This is a genomic window from Candidatus Epulonipiscium viviparus (assembly GCF_030708075.1).
In the GTDB taxonomy this organism is placed as follows: Bacteria; Bacillota; Clostridia; order Lachnospirales; family Cellulosilyticaceae; genus Epulonipiscioides; species Epulonipiscioides viviparus.
Map to the genome: position 1 here is coordinate 1417113 of NZ_CP117982.1, position 18407 is coordinate 1435519.

Annotated in this window: 15 protein-coding genes; 10 read left to right on the forward strand and 5 right to left on the reverse strand. The window is 38.6% G+C overall.

Going from position 1 to position 18407, the window contains the following annotated elements; translation table 11 throughout:
• Positions 1-10: 10 nt before the first annotated feature.
• Genes PCY70_RS05840 through pyrE form a run of 3 tightly spaced genes read right to left on the reverse strand, consistent with a single transcriptional unit; the run spans position 11 to position 4223 of the window.
• A complete protein-coding gene (locus tag PCY70_RS05840; RefSeq protein WP_052296488.1) occupies positions 11-1147 on the reverse strand; it encodes a S1C family serine protease in 1137 nt (378 codons plus the stop codon).
• A 16-nt stretch (positions 1148-1163) separates the two neighbouring features.
• Entirely contained in the window at positions 1164-3545 is a 2382-nt protein-coding gene (locus tag PCY70_RS05845) for an endonuclease MutS2 (RefSeq protein WP_305768774.1), read from the reverse strand.
• 12 nt (positions 3546-3557) lie between these two features.
• Positions 3558-4223: an orotate phosphoribosyltransferase gene (gene pyrE, locus PCY70_RS05850; RefSeq protein ID WP_010168154.1), complete on the reverse strand. Its 666-nt coding sequence runs from the start codon at positions 4221-4223 to the stop codon at positions 3558-3560.
• Positions 4224-4284: 61 nt separating this feature from the next.
• Between pyrE and uvrC the strand changes: the two genes are divergently transcribed.
• The 10 genes from uvrC (at position 4285) to PCY70_RS05900 (ending at position 14344) form a co-directional block, all read left to right on the forward strand.
• Positions 4285-6093 (forward strand): excinuclease ABC subunit UvrC, encoded by a 1809-nt coding sequence (gene uvrC, locus PCY70_RS05855; RefSeq protein WP_305768775.1) that lies wholly within the window; start codon positions 4285-4287, stop codon positions 6091-6093.
• Complete coding sequence (hprK, locus tag PCY70_RS05860; protein WP_305768776.1) at positions 6077-7030, forward strand: HPr(Ser) kinase/phosphatase; 954 nt, start codon at positions 6077-6079, stop codon at positions 7028-7030. The genes uvrC and hprK overlap by 17 nt, the downstream gene beginning before the upstream one ends.
• 13 nt (positions 7031-7043) lie before the next feature.
• Positions 7044-7556 carry a YcxB family protein gene (locus tag PCY70_RS05865; protein WP_010168148.1) on the forward strand — a complete coding sequence of 171 codons (513 nt, stop codon included), beginning with the start codon at positions 7044-7046 and terminating at the stop codon, positions 7554-7556.
• Positions 7557-7563: 7 nt separating this feature from the next.
• Positions 7564-8541 (forward strand): apurinic/apyrimidinic endonuclease family protein, encoded by a 978-nt coding sequence (locus PCY70_RS05870; protein WP_010168146.1) that lies wholly within the window; start codon positions 7564-7566, stop codon positions 8539-8541.
• Positions 8542-8563: 22 nt separating this feature from the next.
• Positions 8564-10666 (forward strand): methyl-accepting chemotaxis protein, encoded by a 2103-nt coding sequence (locus PCY70_RS05875; protein ID WP_305768777.1) that lies wholly within the window; start codon positions 8564-8566, stop codon positions 10664-10666.
• Positions 10667-10702: 36 nt separating this feature from the next.
• A complete protein-coding gene (locus PCY70_RS05880; protein WP_305768778.1) occupies positions 10703-11569 on the forward strand; it encodes a PLP-dependent cysteine synthase family protein in 867 nt (288 codons plus the stop codon).
• Positions 11570-11590: 21 nt separating this feature from the next.
• The gene (gene epsC, locus PCY70_RS05885) at positions 11591-12163 is read left to right on the forward strand and encodes a serine O-acetyltransferase EpsC (RefSeq protein ID WP_305768779.1); all 573 of its coding nucleotides are present in this window, start codon (positions 11591-11593) and stop codon (positions 12161-12163) included.
• Positions 12164-12313: 150 nt separating this feature from the next.
• Complete coding sequence (locus PCY70_RS05890) at positions 12314-13699, forward strand: ABC transporter substrate-binding protein (protein ID WP_305768780.1); 1386 nt, start codon at positions 12314-12316, stop codon at positions 13697-13699.
• A gap of 15 nt (positions 13700-13714) precedes the next feature.
• Positions 13715-13870 carry a hypothetical protein gene (locus tag PCY70_RS05895; protein WP_305768781.1) on the forward strand — a complete coding sequence of 52 codons (156 nt, stop codon included), beginning with the start codon at positions 13715-13717 and terminating at the stop codon, positions 13868-13870.
• A 150-nt stretch (positions 13871-14020) separates the two neighbouring features.
• Entirely contained in the window at positions 14021-14344 is a 324-nt protein-coding gene (locus tag PCY70_RS05900; RefSeq protein WP_305768782.1) for a hypothetical protein, read from the forward strand.
• Positions 14345-14580: 236 nt separating this feature from the next.
• Here PCY70_RS05900 and PCY70_RS05905 read toward each other — a convergent pair whose 3' ends face one another.
• Both PCY70_RS05905 and PCY70_RS05910 read right to left on the reverse strand, forming a co-directional pair.
• The gene (locus PCY70_RS05905) at positions 14581-16899 is read right to left on the reverse strand and encodes a class I SAM-dependent DNA methyltransferase (RefSeq protein WP_305768783.1); all 2319 of its coding nucleotides are present in this window, start codon (positions 16897-16899) and stop codon (positions 14581-14583) included.
• A 243-nt stretch (positions 16900-17142) separates the two neighbouring features.
• Positions 17143-18387, reverse strand: coding sequence for a family 43 glycosylhydrolase (locus PCY70_RS05910; RefSeq protein WP_305768784.1), 1245 nt, complete (start codon positions 18385-18387; stop codon positions 17143-17145).
• Positions 18388-18407: the final 20 nt, after the last annotated feature.

An 18407-nucleotide genomic window follows, 5' to 3' on the forward strand; every position in this document is an offset into this window, starting at 1 on the left:
AAAGCTACGTTTATTGTAGTGATTGCAAAATGACTTTAACTTTTTCGTAGCGAGAGCCTCGAATTAGAGTGATGCTGACTGATTCTCGAACGTTATATTGTGACAATGTGGCGATCAATTCGTTTGCAGTAGAAACATCATCGTTGTTAACCTTAACAATAACGTCACCAACTTCGATTCCGGCTTGGTCTGCGCTTCCACCAGGAACAACGCCTTCTACTAAAGCACCAACTGAAGCTTGATTGCCAAAGTATGAATTCGGGTATGCGTCAGTTATATATACCCCAAGCGCTGCTCTTTCTATGCCACCTCTAGCAATGATTTGTGTGGCAATAGGTAGAGCCTCAGTGATGGGAATTGCGAATCCGATGCCCTCAACTTCTTCGCTCGATAGCTTGGCAGTATTTAGGCCTATGACATAGCCATCTACAGAAGTGAGTGGTCCTCCGCTGTTTCCCGGATTGATTGCAGTATCAGTTTGAATATATGTGCTGTTTTGTGCAGAAAGATTGGTTTGGCGATTTAGTGCACTGATAACGCCCAGTGTAACGCTGTTATAGTATTCTTTGTCGAGGGGGCTGCCTATTGCAAGTACTATATCGCCTACAGATATGTTAATATTTTCATCGATTTTTGCAAGTGTAATTTGCTCTTTTGCAGAGTGAGAAATTTGCTTTAACGGAATTGATACAACGGCTATATCGGTATGAGTATCGATCCCTATAATTTCTCCTTTATATGTGCCCAGTGTTGGGCTGGTGATTACAAGATTTACGGCATCTTCTAGCACGTGAGCATTTGTTAGAATATATAAATTTGTTTCATCTTGTTTAAATATTAGACCCGACCCTAGCCCTTCTCCGTCATCAAAAATTAAATTTCCCGGAATTGTGGTCGTGATAGATACAACGCTTTTCCCTACTTCTTCAGCAATGTCAGCAATGTTGGAGGTGGTCATGATCGGCATAACTGCTTCGGTCAATACCTTTGGGTCTGCTAACATTTTTTTTGTGGATACAGGTCGCAGAATCATTTGATCATTTGCAACGACGTATGTTGTGGTATATAGGTATCCAATCAATGCAGCAGGTGCACCAAACATTACTAAAATTGTTGCCCCTATTATAATCTTACCAAGTGTTTTCAATTTTTACTTCCTTTCTCTACTTTAACTCTACAACGGTTACTCCATGTTCCCCCTCACCATATTTGCCTGGTCTATAGCTTTGCACATGCGGAATCTTGCGGAGCATATTTTTGATCGCTTCGCGAAGAACTCCGGTGCCTTTGCCATGAATAATGGTAACGTTTTTTAAGCCCGAGAGATACGCATCATCTAAATATTGGCTAGCAGCTTCTATAGCTTCATCTCCTGTCATTCCACGAAGATCGATTTCTGGCCTTATGGTCATAGTTTTTCTAACATTATGAGATATATTTTGGTTGGTAGTGAGGTTTTTACTCTTGTTTGTTCCCTGTACGTTTCGAGAGATGTCATCTAGCCTGACTGTGATAGGCAATATTCCAAGTTGGACAGTTGCTTCGTTATTACTCACATTGGTGACAATGCCAGATTGATTGAATGAGATTACGAGCACTTCTTCTCCAACTTTAACATCTTTCAATACTTTAGGTTTGGGTTTAGTATATCCAATTTTTTTATCGATTTCTGAAGATTTAGTAATCTTAGTATTTTGGACTTTTTGTTTAATGGATTGTAGAGTGTTTTCGTCTACATTTATGAGAGATTCCCGCGCCATTTGACGAACTTCTTTAAGGATATTTTCGGTTTCAATTTCAACTTCTCGCAATAGTTCCTTGCCCTTTTCTTCGGCGCGCTTTAAAATTTTTTGACGAGAGACCTCCAGTTTTTGGCGCTCTTTTTTGATGGATTCTTTTAGCGTTTCTGCTTCTTGTCTAAATTTAAGCGCATTTTCTTTTTCGACTAGAGCAGTTCGTTTGCTATATTCGAGCTCAACTAAAATGTCTTCCATTTTTACATTTTCCTTTTGTAGAAATACCTTGGCGTCATCAATCAAATGCTCGGGAAATCCAAGCTTCTTAGAAATCTCAAATGCGTTGCTTTTGCCTGGGACACCAATTAATAATTTATATGTTGGACGAAGTTCTTGTATGTCAAATTCACATCCTGCATTTTCCACATTTGGTGTGGATAGGGCATACAACTTAAGCTCGCTATAGTGTGTAGTTGCGACAGTGGTGATTTGCTGTTTTCTGAGATGCTCTAAAATTGACATTGCAAGTGCCGCACCCTCTACCGGGTCAGTGCCCGAACCTAGTTCATCCAATAAAATTAAGCTATTGGTGGTCATATCTGCTAATATTTCAATCAAATTCATCATATGCGCAGAAAACGTACTGAGGCTTTGCTCTATGCTTTGTTCATCGCCAAGCCCTGCAAAAACATCGTCAAAGATTGCAAGTTCGCTATTCTCTTTGGCAGGGATAAATAATCCGCATTGCGCCATTATGGTAAACAAGCCAATGGTTTTGAGCGTAACTGTTTTTCCGCCAGTATTGGGACCAGTAATGAGCAGGGTGGTGAATTCTTTTCCAACATATATGTCGATAGGCACAACTGCTGTTGAATTGAGTAGTGGATGTCGCGCTCCTTTTAGATTGATATATCCTTTTTCATTAAGAACCGGAGCTCGCGCATTGATTTTGAGTGCATACTCAGATTTTGCAAAAATTATGTCCAGTTCGATAATTGATTTAAATGTGAGAAGCAGTTCTTCTGTAATAAACGAAATTTTTTCGCTGAATGTCGCTAGAATTACTTGGATTTCGTCTTGCTCCGCAGACATTAATTCTCGAATTTTATTGTTCATTTCTACTACCGCTGCAGGTTCGATAAAGACTGTCGCGCCGCTGCCAGAGGTATCGTGGACTATTCCTTTAAATGCAGTTTTTTGCGCAGCTTTAATGGGGATGCATTGTCGGCCATCCCTAACTGTTACGATGCTTTCTTGTAGCATATCTTTGTATTGGCTAGACTGAATGATATTTTGAATGGTATCTTTCACTTTTATGGTTAGCCTGGTCATTTGTCTACGAATGTTACTTAATGTGGGTGTAGCTTCATCGGAAAATTCGTCTTCCGCAATGATGCAACGCTCAATTTCATACTCTAGCTCTTTGTAGGTGCATAGCGAATCAAAATGTCTCTGAAGACTATTAAAAGTGATGCCCGTTGTTTCTTCACTAGAATATTTTTTGAGAAGACGCGAAGTTTTCAGGACTTTGCCTATATTTAAAATTTCGCCAGAGCCTATGACGCCTCCAATTTGTACTCGTTGTATAGAAGTTTTGATTTGCTTGATGCGATTGATAGGTGGGCGGCCCTTTTTTAGGCTAATATTTACTGCATCATGAGTTTGCTCCTGAAGTTGATAGACTTCTGCTGGGGTTGCGGTGGGGCGAAGTTCATTTATATGTTCGCGAGCCTCTTCGGTTATTGCGTAGTTGGCAAGTTTGGTGCGAATTTTATTAAATTCTAGTTTATATAATGCTTTTTCGTTCATTGTTCCTCCTGGCTAGTTGATGCAATATTGATTTAAATATTGTTCCATCTTTTCTTTCATAGTATCATCTATAATAATCTTTCCATCTATTGGATTATTATGCAGCGTATCGATAATATTTCTAACGGTAACGATAGGGTAAGTATCTATGCCAAACTCTTCTTTAATTTCTTGTATGGCGGTGCGGTTAGATTGGCCCTTTTCCATTCTATCTACAGAAATGACAAGCCCTTTGATGTTTACGTTGGCAGCAGATTTTAAAATAGGCAAGCACTCGCGTATTGCTGTTCCAGCGGTGATGACATCTTCGATGATAACGATATTGTCTCCATCTTTTAGCTTTGCCCCAACGATGCTCCCCCCCTCGCCGTGATCTTTGGCCTCTTTGCGGTTAAAACAATAGCAAGGGTTGAGGTTATGCTTATTACAAAGGGCAACAGACGTTGTAACAACAAGCGGAATTCCTTTGTAGGCAGGTCCAAATAGTACAAAATCTTCGGCTCCAAAGTGTTCGGCTACTGCTGCAGCGTAAAATTCTCCAAGCTTAGCGATTTGAGATGCAGTTTTATAATTTCCGGTATTAACGAAGTAGGGGGTATTTCTCCCGCTTTTTGTTACAAAGTCTCCAAACGTTAATACACCAGAGTCAACCATAAATTCAATAAATTCTTTTTTCATTGCAAAATCTCCTTTTTTGGTTTATCATAACATGCAATACTGATAATTTAAAGAGGTCAAAATGCTAAATTTACCAACAACACCCGGCGTGTATTTAATGAAAGATGATTTAGATGAAGTAATTTATGTAGGTAAGGCCAAAAATCTTAAAAATAGAGTGAGTCAATATTTTCAAAAAAACAAGAATCACTCTGCAAAGACAATCAAGATGGTTAGCAATATTGCAAGTTATGAGTATATCGTAACAAATACTGAGGTAGAGGCGTTGATATTAGAATGCAATCTGATAAAAAAGTATAGCCCAAAGTATAATATTCGTCTAAAAGATGACAAGCGATATCCATATATTAAAATTAATATAAAAAGTCCGTTTCCACAAATTCAGGTGGTGCGCAAAATTATAAAAGATGATGCAAAATATTTTGGACCGTATACAGACGCCACGAGCATGTGGGAAATGATAGAGCTCATCAAACAGTTCTGGCAGCTGCGTAGTTGCAATAAAAAGTTGCCTAAAGATATTGGCAAAAATCGAGAATGCCTAAATTTTCATATTGGTAGATGCAGTGGTCCGTGCATTAAAAATATTACAGCAAGGGAATATCATAAAATTGTGGATGAAATAGTAGAGTTTTTGAGTGGTGACTATAGGAAAGTGGTGACCGAACTGAAACAAAGGATGTCGGAAGCATCGGACGCTATGAATTTTGAGCTGGCAGCAACTCTACGAGATCAGCTTATAGCGATAGCAAAGTTGGAGCAAAAACAAACCGTGGATACTGCATCGAAGGACAATCAAGATATTGTGGCATATGCAGAAGGTACAAATGATGCGTTAATTCAGGTATATTTTGTACGAAGCGGAAAGTTGGTGGGCAGAGAGCATTTTATTCTAAGAGATGCGACAGGGGATGAAGCAAAGACACTGTTTAGAAATTTTATTTTGCAGTTTTACGCAGAAGCAACCTTTGTGCCAAGAGAAATAGTGGTACAAGTGATTCCTGCAGAAGTGGAGTTGCTAGAAAATTATTTATCAGACAAGAGGGGAGCGAGAGTTGTTATAACAAGTCCCAAAAAGGGAACCAAATTTAATTTGCTAGAGCTGGCCAAAAAGAATGCAGAACTAACGTTTTTTGAACAGGGTGATCAGTTAAAAAAGAAATTGGAAAATACAAAACTGGCGCTCTCTCAGTTGCAAGAGGCGCTAAATTTAGAAAAGCCTATAATAAGAATAGAAGCATTTGATATTTCGAATACATCGGGAGTTTATCCCGTGGGAGCTATGGTGGTCTTTGAAAATGGAGTACCCAAAAAGTCGGACTATCGCAAATTTAAAATTAAGACAGTTCGAGGACAAAATGATTATGCGGCAATGGAGGAAATGCTTTCTAGAAGATATAAAAATGCGGAAGAGGGAAAAGTTCCAGATATGATTTTTATGGATGGAGGGAAAAGTCAGGTTGCTGCGGCAAAGAAGGTTTTAGTGAAATATAACTTAGAAATTTTGGTTTGTGGAATGGTTAAAGATGAAAAACATAGAACTTTTGGGCTTTTATATGAAGATAATGAAATTGTTTTACCAAAATTTAGCAAATTGTTTAAATTGGTTACGAGAATACAGGACGAAGTGCATAGATTTGCGATCGAATATCATAGAAAATTGCGTGGAAATATTCATTCGGTATTAGATGAAATAAAAGGAGTTGGTCCAGTGAGAAAAAAAATACTTTTATTAAATTTTAAAAGCGTGTATAATTTAAAAGAAGCATCTTTAGAAGAATTGGAGCAATATATTCCAAAAGATGTGGCGAAAAATGTGTATACTTATTTTAATAGCATAAGGGGGGACAAACATGACATCAAAAAATAAAGTAAAAGTATCAAAATTAACAGAATTTCATCAGTTAAAATTATTAACGAAAGACACGCCATATGATACGAGATATATATCAGATCCAGATGTAAATAGACCCGCATTGCAGTTGGCAGGATTTTTTGATTGTTTTGACCAAGGAAGAGTTCAGGTAATAGGCACAGTGGAACACATGTATTTGCAGCAGTTAGACAAAAAAGAAAGGCTAGAACGTTTAGAAAAATTCTTTTCATATACAGAGATTCCGTGTGTCGTGGTTTCTAAGATAGTTAAAGAAGTGACAGATATATTAATGATAGCCCAAAAGTATAACATTCCAGTATTTCAAACAGGGCTGGGTGCTAGTCAAATTATGGCAGAAATAATACGTTGGCTTAATGTGGAGTTGGGGCCCAATATATCGATACATGGGGTGTTGGTGGATATTTATGGTGAAGGTATATTGATTACGGGAGACAGTGGAGTGGGAAAAAGTGAGACGGCACTGGAGTTGGTGCGTAGGGGACATAGACTTGTTGCAGATGATGCGGTGGAGATCAAGCGCGTTTCTGGAACTACACTGGTTGGCACGGCACCAGAAGTGTTGCGACATTTTATAGAAGTTCGAGGTATTGGCATTGTAAATATTAAAGAGCTATTTGGCATAGAAGCGGTAAAGCAAACCAAAGAAATAAGCCTGGTAATTCAGCTAGAGACTTGGGACAAAGATAAGCAATACGATCGGTTGGGATTAGAAAATGAATATACAGAAATTTTGGGTTTACAGGTGGTAACGCATCGAATTCCAATTAGACCTGGTCGAAACCTAGCAATCATATGTGAAACTGCAGCGGTAAACTATAGGCAAAAGCTTATGGGATACAATGCTGCGGAAGAACTAAATAAGAGAGTTATGGATAATTTACAAAAAAACATGAGAGAAAATAAAATTTAAAGAGGAGAAATCAATGGAGATTAAAGTTAAGCTTACATTTGGAGATGTATTTAGATATAATTTGTACGTAGGATATAAGTCTATATTTAGCAAGGTAATAGTATTAATTGGACTTGCGGTGCTTGGGTATATTGTGTATAAATTTTCTGTTGCAGATGGGCCGATATTAGATGTGATATCAAGAAATATCATTGCAATTATAGTGATGTTTTTGGCATTATGTAGCAAATTCATCAAAATATGGAAAATTACAGCTATGCAGGCAACATCGCCAATATTTCAAAAGACATCCACGTATAAATTTGCGCCAGATAGTATTTACTTGGAGCTAGATGATCAAAGTGATACTATTTCGTGGACAATTTATCAACAAATAAAAGAGACAAATAATGATTTCAGGTTTTTTGTAGATGCTGTACAAGCACAGATTGTACCAAAGCATGATATGACAACTGAGCAGATAGAAAATTTACGCAAATTTATTGAACAAGCAGTGCCAAAAGAAAAATATATATTAAAAGGATAAATAATAAATGAAAAAACTTTGCCATATTTCAACAACAAAGAAATTTTTGAACTGGTTTGATAATGATTGGAGTAAGATCGAAAAATTTTTAGAACAGCATCAATTGGATGGAATAGAGCTGGGGCTTATGAATGGGTATTCACTAAGGAAGATTCCCAAGGATATAGTGAAGGGAGTTCATTTAAGCTTCTACCCTATGTGGATTGATTTTTATAAAGGCGATATGGCAAAAGTTGCAAAGATGATTGGTGATGATGACGCAATTACGCAATACTATGGAGGGCTCAGCAAGACTGCAATAGTGGATTCTTATAAAATGCAATTTGAAAGGGCAAAGAAGTTAGAGCCAGATTATATGGTATTTCATGTTTGTAATGCAACACCGATAGAGTCTTTTAGCTACAATTTTGATTATACAAATGTGGAAGTGATAGAATATGCGGCTGAGCTGATTAATGAAGTATTTACTTATGCCGCGGGAGATCCCAAATTGTTGTTTGAAAATTTGTGGTGGCCAGGGCTAACTTTTTTGGACAAATCAGAAGCTGAGCTATTGCTAAACAAAACTGTATATAGCAAAAAAGGATTTGTTCTGGATATTTCTCACCTGATTTTAACAAATAAAAATATATCTACAGAGAAATATGCATATGAATATATAAGAGAAGTAATGGCAAATTTGAAAGAGCTTAAAAATGATATTCAAGTTGTGCATTTAAACAAAACATTGCCAAAATATTACTTTGATCAAGACTGGAAGTATAAACTAGAAAAGTACTTGAATCAGACAGATAGACAACACAAATTGGGGTTGCTTAGAGAGCATATAAAGAAAATGGACCCACATCTTCCTTTTGACGACCCTTATGCAAAAAAAATTGTAAAGTTGATTGAGCCAAAATTTTGTGTTTACGAAACAAGCCCCAATAGCATAAATCAACTAAACTACTATGTTAAAAGTCAAAACGAAGTATTGCGGGAATAAACAATGAATGGGGGGATTTACGGTGAAGAAAAAATTTACAAGAATGAAAGTAGAGAAAAAAGTTAGTGTGGTGATAACAATTTTATCAATTGTATTGCTTACTGGTGTTGTATTGAGTTTATCAGTACAAAGCATTATGACAAGTGATAAGTTATTGAAAGACTATTTTGGTACACTAGCTGAGACCAACGCAAGTTTGGTGAGTTATAAATTTGAGTTGGCAGAAAACATTTTGAATCAGATAGAAGCAACAGTTTCTACTGCAACCATTGCGGAAGGGCCAGATGTGGAGAGTAAAGTATATGAAGGAATAGAGCTGGACGCAACTGGGGCACTTGCAGAGGAGAGATTGGTTGGGCACATGTGGAAAGGTTTGGAAACATTACCCCTTTTGAGCTCTATAGGTGTGTATTATGATCCAAAATATTTTGGACTGGATGAATATGCATTTGTGGTAAATAGAAAAAATATGGCAACGCAAGATTTAATAACGTATGATAATTATAGCGATTATTCAAATGAAGAATTTTTTGCAACAGTTATGCAAACCAAAAAAGATCATCTCTCGTTGCCTTTGGTAAATGCGTACGGAGAAAATATTATTACTTTGTCAAAGCCACTAGTACAGAGAAATACTGTGGTGGGGGTATTGACGGCGGACATTTTAACAGACGAGTTTAAGGATATAGGAATAGTTCATGATGATTATGGGACATTATTTTCTAGTATTTGGGATGAAGAGTTGCATATAATATACGAGATGTTTGACGCTAGCAAAATAGGTACTGAGGCCGAACTACTAATGCAAGAAAAAAGCTCAGACAAAATATTGACTTTGATGGAAACAGGAGAGCCGTTTGGGTTAAGAACATATGCAGAACCAGGAGATGCGGGAGATGGGTATATGCATGAGAGATTTTTTGCGCCAATTAAAGTCGCAGATCAACTTTGGTGGGCTCATGTGGGGGCAAGAACTGCGACAATACACAAAGATATAGTACGAATAATGTGGACAGCTTTACTTGTTGCTATTTTTTCGGTTATTATGATAGCAGTGGTTATAATGTTTGTTAGTAGAGAATTATTGAGACCATTAGAGGGGCTAAAGAATATTGCAGAGAGCGTGGAATGCGGAAACTTATCAACAAAAGTGGAGCCTACATATGATGACGATATAGGTAAATTGACAAATACATTTAATAATATGGGGACAACATTAAGTACGATAATCAAAGAAATTGAAATGGTATTAGAGCAGATGTCAAATGGAGACTTTATAATATCAAATAAAATCAGAGCAAACTATACGGGAGATTTTGTGACTATTAAGCGGGCATTTATTAAAATATCAGAAAAACTACAGAGTACGTTAAAAACGATTTCGTCTGCATCTACAGAAGTAAGCACGGGGGCAGATAACATTGCAAGCTCGGCCATGAATTTGGCAGAAGTAAGTCAACACCAAACAGAAGCTGTAAATGAGTTTATAGAAATTACAGAAGATATGGCGATCGCCGTGGAAAAGATTAATACAAAGATAGTCAAAAATGCTACTTATGGAAAAAATGCTATAACAAGCGCAGAAGAAGGAAAAGTTGCGATGAAGGAAATGCTAGATGCGATGAATAAGATAGCAGATTCTAGTAAAACGATTTCGAATGTGTTAGACGCACTACAAGCGATTACTAAGCAAACGAACCTGTTGGCGCTAAACGCCGCGATAGAGGCAACTCATGCTGGAGAGGCTGGAAAGGGTTTTTCAGTTGTTGCCGGAGAGATTAGAAACCTTGCAAATAACAGTAGCGATGCAGTAAAAGAAGTGGAAATGATAGTGAAGGAAAATGTGGTTTTGGCAAAAGGTGGCCAGCAAATAGCCAACAAAACTGCAGGATATTTGGATAAAGTTGCAGATACTATAGGAGAAACAGGAATAATTTCTGATGAATTGCTAAAAATGAGTAATGTACAAAAAGAAAATATCGAGGGATTAGTAACAAATATTAAGATGTTGCGAAAAAGTATATTAGAAAATGCGGCATCGTCACAGGAGAATACCGCAGTTGGCGAAGAGTTGGCGGCACAGGCCATGCATCTCGAAGAACTGATGAAGGAATTTAAATTTTAAGAGGCAATTTTGTGGTTTGAATAAGGAGTGTGTAAAATGGTTTATAGCAATATTACAGAATTGGTAGGAAAAACTCCAGTGGTTCGTTTAAAAGAAAATTTGTATGCAAAGTTGGAATACTTTAATCCGGGAGGATCGATAAAAGATAGAATTGCTAAAGCAATGCTAGAAGATGTAAAGACAACAGATGATATTGTAATTATCGAACCAACAAGCGGAAATACTGGAATTGGAATTGCTATGATTTGCGCAGCGATGCAAATAAGATGTAAAATTATTATGCCAGATACAATGAGTATAGAGAGAAGAAAGATCATTTCGGCGTATGGGGCAGAAATAATTTTGACCGAGGGAAAGCAAGGAATGAAAGGGGCTATTGCAAAAGCAGAAGAATTGTTAAAAAATCCCAATTATAAGATGTGCTCTCAATTTACAAATCGTGCAAACGCTGCAGCACACTATCTAAACACAGCTGTAGAGATTATGGAGGACTTTTTAACTTTAGAATATTTTGTGGCGGCAATAGGGACAGGCGGAACGATTACAGGGGTAGCTCATAAGCTAAAAGACTATTATGAAAACTTAAAGATAGTGGGAATCGAACCAGAGGCTTCACCTTTTTTGACAAAAGGAATAGCAGGACCACATAAAATTCAGGGTATTGGTGCGGGGTTTAAGCCTGCAATTTTAGATTTGCAAGCGATAGATAAAATAGAGACAGTAACGTTAGAAGATGCGGTGGAAGCGGCACGCGAGATGGGCACTAAGTATGGTATTTTGCCAGGATTTTCTGGGGGTGCCAATTATTTTGTAGCAAGGGAAATTGCAAAGACGGCAAGGGGAAATGTGTTATTTGTTGTTCCGGATAATGGCGAAAGATATTTATCGACTGATTTGTATTAATAACTAGAATGGAGTAAAGACATGTTGGATAAAATGCTTGCAGCAATACAAGAGGTAATAAAGACTTACAAAAAAAAGGATCCTGCAGCTAAAAGTACGGCGTTGCTATTATTAGCTCATCCAGGAGTTCACGCAGTAGCTATGTATAGGGTATCGCATTTGCTCTGGAAAAATGATTTCAGATTTATGGCAGGAGTGGTATCTTATACTGCTAGATTTTTGACAGGGATAGAAATTCATCCGGGAGCTGTAATAGGGAAGCGATTATTTATAGATCATGGAATGGGAATTGTGATAGGAGAAACAGCTGTGATAGGAAATGATGTTATGATTTTTCATCAGGTAACATTGGGTGGGACAGGCAAGCAAAGAGGAAAGAGACATCCAACGATTGGAGATAATGTAATGCTTTCGGCTGGATCTAAGATCATAGGAAATGTGGTGATTGCGAAAAACAGCAAAGTGGGAGCTAATGCAGTAGTTTTGGGAGATGTTCCTGCAAATGCAACGGTTATTGGCTGCCCAGCTAAAATTGTAAAATTGGATGGAGATAGAGTAGAAATACCGATTGAATCGAAAACCACAAAAAAGTAAATGACAGCGTCTGCGACATGTGAAAATGTTGTGGAGGTTGTTTTTTTTTGTGTACAAATCCTTTATTGCTAATATGGTAGAGTCAGTGTATAATAAATTGATAACATATTGTTATGCTTACAAAATTCGAGATAAGAAGGAGATACATATATGAATAAAAAAATAGGATATACGTTAATGATGGCGTTGATATGTGTGGTGGGTGGCGCATGTGCAAATGTTGAAGAGACGGGGGTAGCGGTAGAAAAAGACATAGACGAAAGCAAAGTAGAGGTGGTTGCAGAAGCTGAGAGAGATCTTGAAGGCCTGGTGGTGACGATAGCGTCTTGGGCAACAGTTGCGGAACCAGAAGTAAAGGCAAGTGCGCATGAAGAAGCTCTTTGGGAATATAGGCACCAGATGATGGAAAAATATAATTTTGAAGTAGAGGAAATAGGGGTTACTGATTGGAAACAGTCTTTGGAAACGTTCTCTACAGAAACTATAACAGGCGATCCAGCAGCAGAAGTCTATAGGATTCATGCTGACTTTTTGGCAGGAGCTCTCAATAGCGGGTTGGCAACAGATTTGACCACACTAGAAAGTATTGATTTGACCGAGCCAAAATGGAACCAGGTTGTTCAAAAATACATGAGCAAAGATGGAGGAGTTTATGGGTTCGGAAGCGCATCAAATGGAACTAGGGTACTGTTTTTTAATAAGGCGATTCTAGAATCGATAGGACTTAATGAAAATGTGCTATATGATTTGCAAGTGAGCGGAGAATGGACATGGAAAAAATTTGAAGAAATTTCAGAACTGGTAACGAGAGATACAAATAATGATGGGGCTAATGATATTTTCGCAGTACCAGCCGATACGATAGATATGTATAAAATAGCAGTGCTTTCGAATGAGGGAAGCTATGTAAATATGGACGAAGACGGGATGCTATATAACGCGACGATGGAACCAAATTCGTTAGAGGCAATTGAGTGGTTGAGTAATTATTATGAAAAAGACTATGAGCATCCGTCGACATCATATTTTGAACAGCAAGAGTTATTTGCTGCAGGCAAAATTGCTATGTATGTGGGAGGAATTTCGGAGGTTCCGAAGTTTGCACGCGAGATGAAAGATGATTTTGGGGTAGTATGTTTTCCGAAAGGGCCAAAGGCTAGCCAGTATGCTGCAGGGACAACAAGCCCGGCCTGGGTTATTCCAAATACTTATACAAAGGAAGAGGCAGAGGACATTGCGTTTGTACTGGACATTTGGACCAACGAACCTCCAGGATATGATGGAGAGGACGACTGGATGGTAGCGCAGTATCCAAAATATCGCGATAAAAGAGCAGTAGAGGAAACGCTGGCGCTGTTGAAAGAGCCAGGAGTTATGAGACCGGAGTATGACATGCTAATTTCTACAGGAATAGATGTGGATAGCTGGGGCAAGAAGATTTATAATAAGATTCAGACACCTATAGAAGCATTGGAGGCTGTAGAAGCTGTATGGCAAATTGAAATTGACAAGTTTAACGAAGCAAAATCTGAATAATAAGAGGCGAACTAGATGGAACCAAATTATGAAAAAGCGGTAGCGGCGGTGGCTTATACAATCGTGCCAAATAAAAGGGCGGCACTTGGTATAGAAGTATTAAAATCTGGGAAAAATTATTTTACAGACAAAACTCCAATGACCACTGTCGATCAAATAGAGGCAGTATGATGAGGATCAGAACGGAGGGATATTAGGAGATTTTGGCTGCCACCTGATAGAGCAACATTTGCATTTCTCGGGCTGTGACTTGCAATAGCAGCTCAAAAGGATGCTATTAGAATCTAAATGAGATCTTGAAAATGTAAAAGGGAGGCTACAATGAACATATTAGAAATGCTTAAAGAGCAAGATGCTGTTAGCGACGCAACGGCGGAAGAGTTATGGGTACAGGCAATAGCGGAGGTATGTGATACAACCTATGCCAAAGAAGCAATACAAAAGCAAATGGATCGAGGAGAGCCGCTAGCTGAAATTTTGTGCCAATATTTGGGATTTTTAAATATAGTATTGGACACTACGAGCCAGCAAGTTGGACGCGTTGCATCTGAGATTGCGCAAGCTTGGGGCTATAAAGAAACAGGCAGAAAAGACTTGAGCGATACTGAAACATTGATCAAGAGCGCGGCAGTATATAGTAGATAAATTATTTGTGGGGCCATTGTAGAAACTTGCGATGGCTCTTTTTAGCAAATGTTTTGCTGATATGGATAGCAGTCCCACCAAGACTTTGCTATGTGTAGATAGAGCCATACTACCATATAGCGTTCGACAAGCGCCCATATGAAGAATTGGCATATGCGGCAGTAAAAGCAGAATTTGATCCTAGGGTAGTTGAGAAAGATTGCCGATATGAGCATTTGCCATATACTGTATAGGCATTAGATTTTGCTGCTATATAAATTTAGTAGATGAGTAACGCAATTGCTAGTATCATTGACTAAGCCGTATGCGGCATATACCGCGGCATCGTTGGCCTGATGCGCGTTGAGAAGAGCTTTGGGCATTGTGAGATCGTTATACAATTCTGCAAGGGAAGCCTCAGGAAAAGCATCGCGTGCGGCAAGAATGGCAGCTGCAGTTGTTTCGATTTGCTTGCGTTGCGATGGAGTCGGGGTACACCACGGAAAGGTGTTATATATGAGAGTGTTCGAGTAGCGATAGTCATTTTTAAGTCTGCCACATATAGTGCGCATCCAGTTCATGTGTGCCGAAGAAGTGATCACTCCAAATTCATATAAAGTTGCATTAGGAACGGTAAAAACAGAGTCCGATGCAATAATGTTGCTTGATAAATATCCGATGGGGATGTAGGAGCGATTGCCAGAACTAGTTCGAGGAATTAGTAAATAATTTGAGAGCGGTTGTCTGATGCCGGCAAATAGATAAGGTGTTTCGGCGAAGTTTTGAGTTGCAAGCGCGGAGCTAGATTTGCGATACGCTTTGACATTTTGGATGGCATTCATTATTGGCGAAATCTTTGCGTATGTCGCAGGAGGAACTCCGTCAAGCCACAAACAGAAACGCTTTTTATTGTTGATAAATTCTGTAGAACCAACAAATGGTCGAAATAATGCTTTGGCACTAGGGTAATTTGCGACGATCGCAGCTACTTCTGCAGCAGAATATTTGGAGAGGAATCCACCATCGTTGGGCTGGCTGCCATATAGCATTGTTGAAACGTCACAAATAGGTTTAGCAGTTTTGAATATTATGGTATTGCCCCCCTCTAGTAAATAGGGATTGATATTTGATACAATCTGTGAGGTGCCATTGTGGTATAAATATTTGTGTTGCCTATCAAATGTCGCAAAGCCGATGATTACGCAATAAACCTGGGCCTGGCTGTCGGCATCGATATTATTTTTCCAAGCAAAACTGCGATACGCAAAATTGATTTTAATATTTTTTTGAAGCAAGTGTGACCATAGTGTAGGAATCGCTTCGCCTTGAGCAATGCTATTGGTTGCGACAAATACACACTCGATTTTGGTCCCTATAATGAAGTTAGCGGCTTTCATAAACCAGCCGCAGACATAGTCTAAGTTGCCAAGATTTTTTGTAGCGGGATCAAATATTTTGGTAATCGCTGCCTTTTGCGCGGGTGTTTGAAGCTTGGCGCCTACAAATGGTGGATTGCCTATAATATAGCTGCATTCATCTGGTGCGATAACGTCTTTCCAGTTGATGGCTAATGCATCTGCAAGCACAATGTTGGGAGTGTTTTTGAGAGGAAAAAACTCCAATTTACTTTTAATAATGTCTTCTGTTTCTTGTAACATTTGAATTTCCGCTATCCAAAAGGCCATTTTGGCAACTGCAACTGCCGTATGGTCTATTTCTATGCCATAAAATTGAGAAATCGAAACTTTGATCACACACAATGTAGCGTCCGCCGCTATAGCATTGGTTTCATATAGATGTTTAAGCACCTCGTTTTCTAGTTTACGCAATGATATATACGCTTGGGTAAGGAAGTTGCCACTGCCACATGAGGGATCTAAAAATTTTAAGGTGGCCAACATATCTCGAAAAGCGATGAGTGCTTCAGTTTGAGCTGCAGGTGTCTCGAGAATAGATGTGAGTTGGGCATAGAGAGCATTTAGAAATAGGGGGTCGATGGCTTTATGTATATTGTCGATGCTAGTATAATGCATTCCGCCCCGGCGCTGCGTCTTGGGGTTTAAGGTAGATTCGAACACAGAGCTAAAGATCGTGGCACTGATATCTTTCCAACAAAAAGTATCAAGAGTTTCTGTTAAAATGATCTCCAAAATTGCTGGAGTAAAATTTGGGATGATGATTTTTTCGGCAAATAATCCACCATCTACATATGGAAAGTTAGCAAGAATAGGAAATTTTTTGAGCAAGTAGGGGTTTCGATCGGCAGGCTTTTGGCTGAGAATGGCAAATAAGTTAGTTAAGGCTACTCTTGCTTCTGCTGCAGAAAATGATGATAAATACGTATAAAAAATACGTTGCGTTTTAAAAATCTGGCTAGTATCTGCAAATAAGCAAAAGACGATACGAACGCAGAGGATATTGAGGCTGTTGTGTACAACGTCGCTATTGGGTGAGGCGTATTGAGGCAGTATTGCTTTATAGAGCCGACCCGCAAATTTGCCCGCAGTTATGGAGGATAAATTGGTCCGCCCCATAGCATAGTCTAGATTTTTACATTCATTAATAAGATGATTCATGGCAAAATGCCTCCTTAATATTTGTTTGTCCATTGTCATATATTATATGAAACAAATAGAAAATTAGAATAATCGGGCATGTTGCAGGTAGAGTTATTGCTCACCGTTTGCCTTGGCTATTGCCGCGTCCCAAATTCCAGATACGCTCTCTAGCGATTGCGGAAGCCGATGCAATAGAAGTTGCGGAAGTATAGCGGGCAATGAAAAGGCCGCAGATACTAAACTTTTCTCTGCGGCATAAATCTACTTTGCTTTCAATTCGATATTCTTAATGCTGATCTCACCCATATCCTCGGGGCCAGCTCCAAAAATTCGAATGCATCTAAGATGCGCATCTGCTTCGTGGGTCTCTATAATATCATAAGTTTGCGTTCCTTTGGCTAATTCAATTGTTGTGGAATGTGTAAAAATGTTTGGATCCTTTGCAAAGCCTCTCATACTTCGAACTGTGTCAATGAGAACTTTGAGTTTAACATCTGCGTTGTAGTTTTCAAGCGTAATTTTGAGAACATAGTCTTTGTCCATAACAAGTCTTGGAAATACTGGGCTCCTAAGGCCAACGTAGCTATTTAACTCATATGCTATGCCATCGTCTACGTGAGTTGCGTCAGCACCATTGGTGAGGAACCAGAAGTCTGTACTGCTAGAAAAATCCCAATATCGATATGTGAATACATCACTTAAATTGTCTGGGTGAAGCACTAGTTTTCCGTCTTCTGCGAACTCTAAACTGGTTATGGCGATTCCTCTAAAATATATATTGACATCGTGCATTTCATACGATAGATATGGTTTGCCGTTGAAAATAAAAAAGTCGTTGTGGTGCCCTCCAGGAAATGTTCCAACAAAAGTATATGGCCCTTTTAAAGTATCTGCCATAGCATATTTATTGCCACTGGCTAAATAATATTTGTCATTGTGCTTGAACACGGTGGATTTATCACCCATGCCAACGTTTTTGCCATTGGCATCTAGAACGTCAATAGCAGAAGGTGGACCATCGACCGAGATCATATCTTCGGCTAAGTCAACGCAAAAGTATTTTCCTGCACCGAAAAATAAAGTGTATTTGCCATCTTCTTCGTATACGCAAGGATCGTACGACTTTGTTGCAGCAAATTTATCGGGAATTAATGGCTTTCCTAGTGCATCAACAAATGGGCCAGTGGGGCTTTTAGATGTCATAACTCCTATGCTATATGTGAGATTAGAAAAATACCAGTAAAAGGTATCGTCCTTTTTTACAATATGACCCGCAAAACAGTGATTCTTTTCTCCGATATATGTGTCTTTTGGTAAGATATCGGCTTCGTATCGCCAGTGTATAAGGTCATTAGACGAAATTATACTCCATTTGTGCATTCTACAAAAATCTTCTATACGAGTACTTAGGTCGCGTCCGCAAAATAAATAAACTCTGCCATCATGAATAACTGCATGAGGATCTGCGTAGCCTTCACCCGGAAAAATATTCGCGTTTATAATCATAGATGATTCTCCTTTTTCTA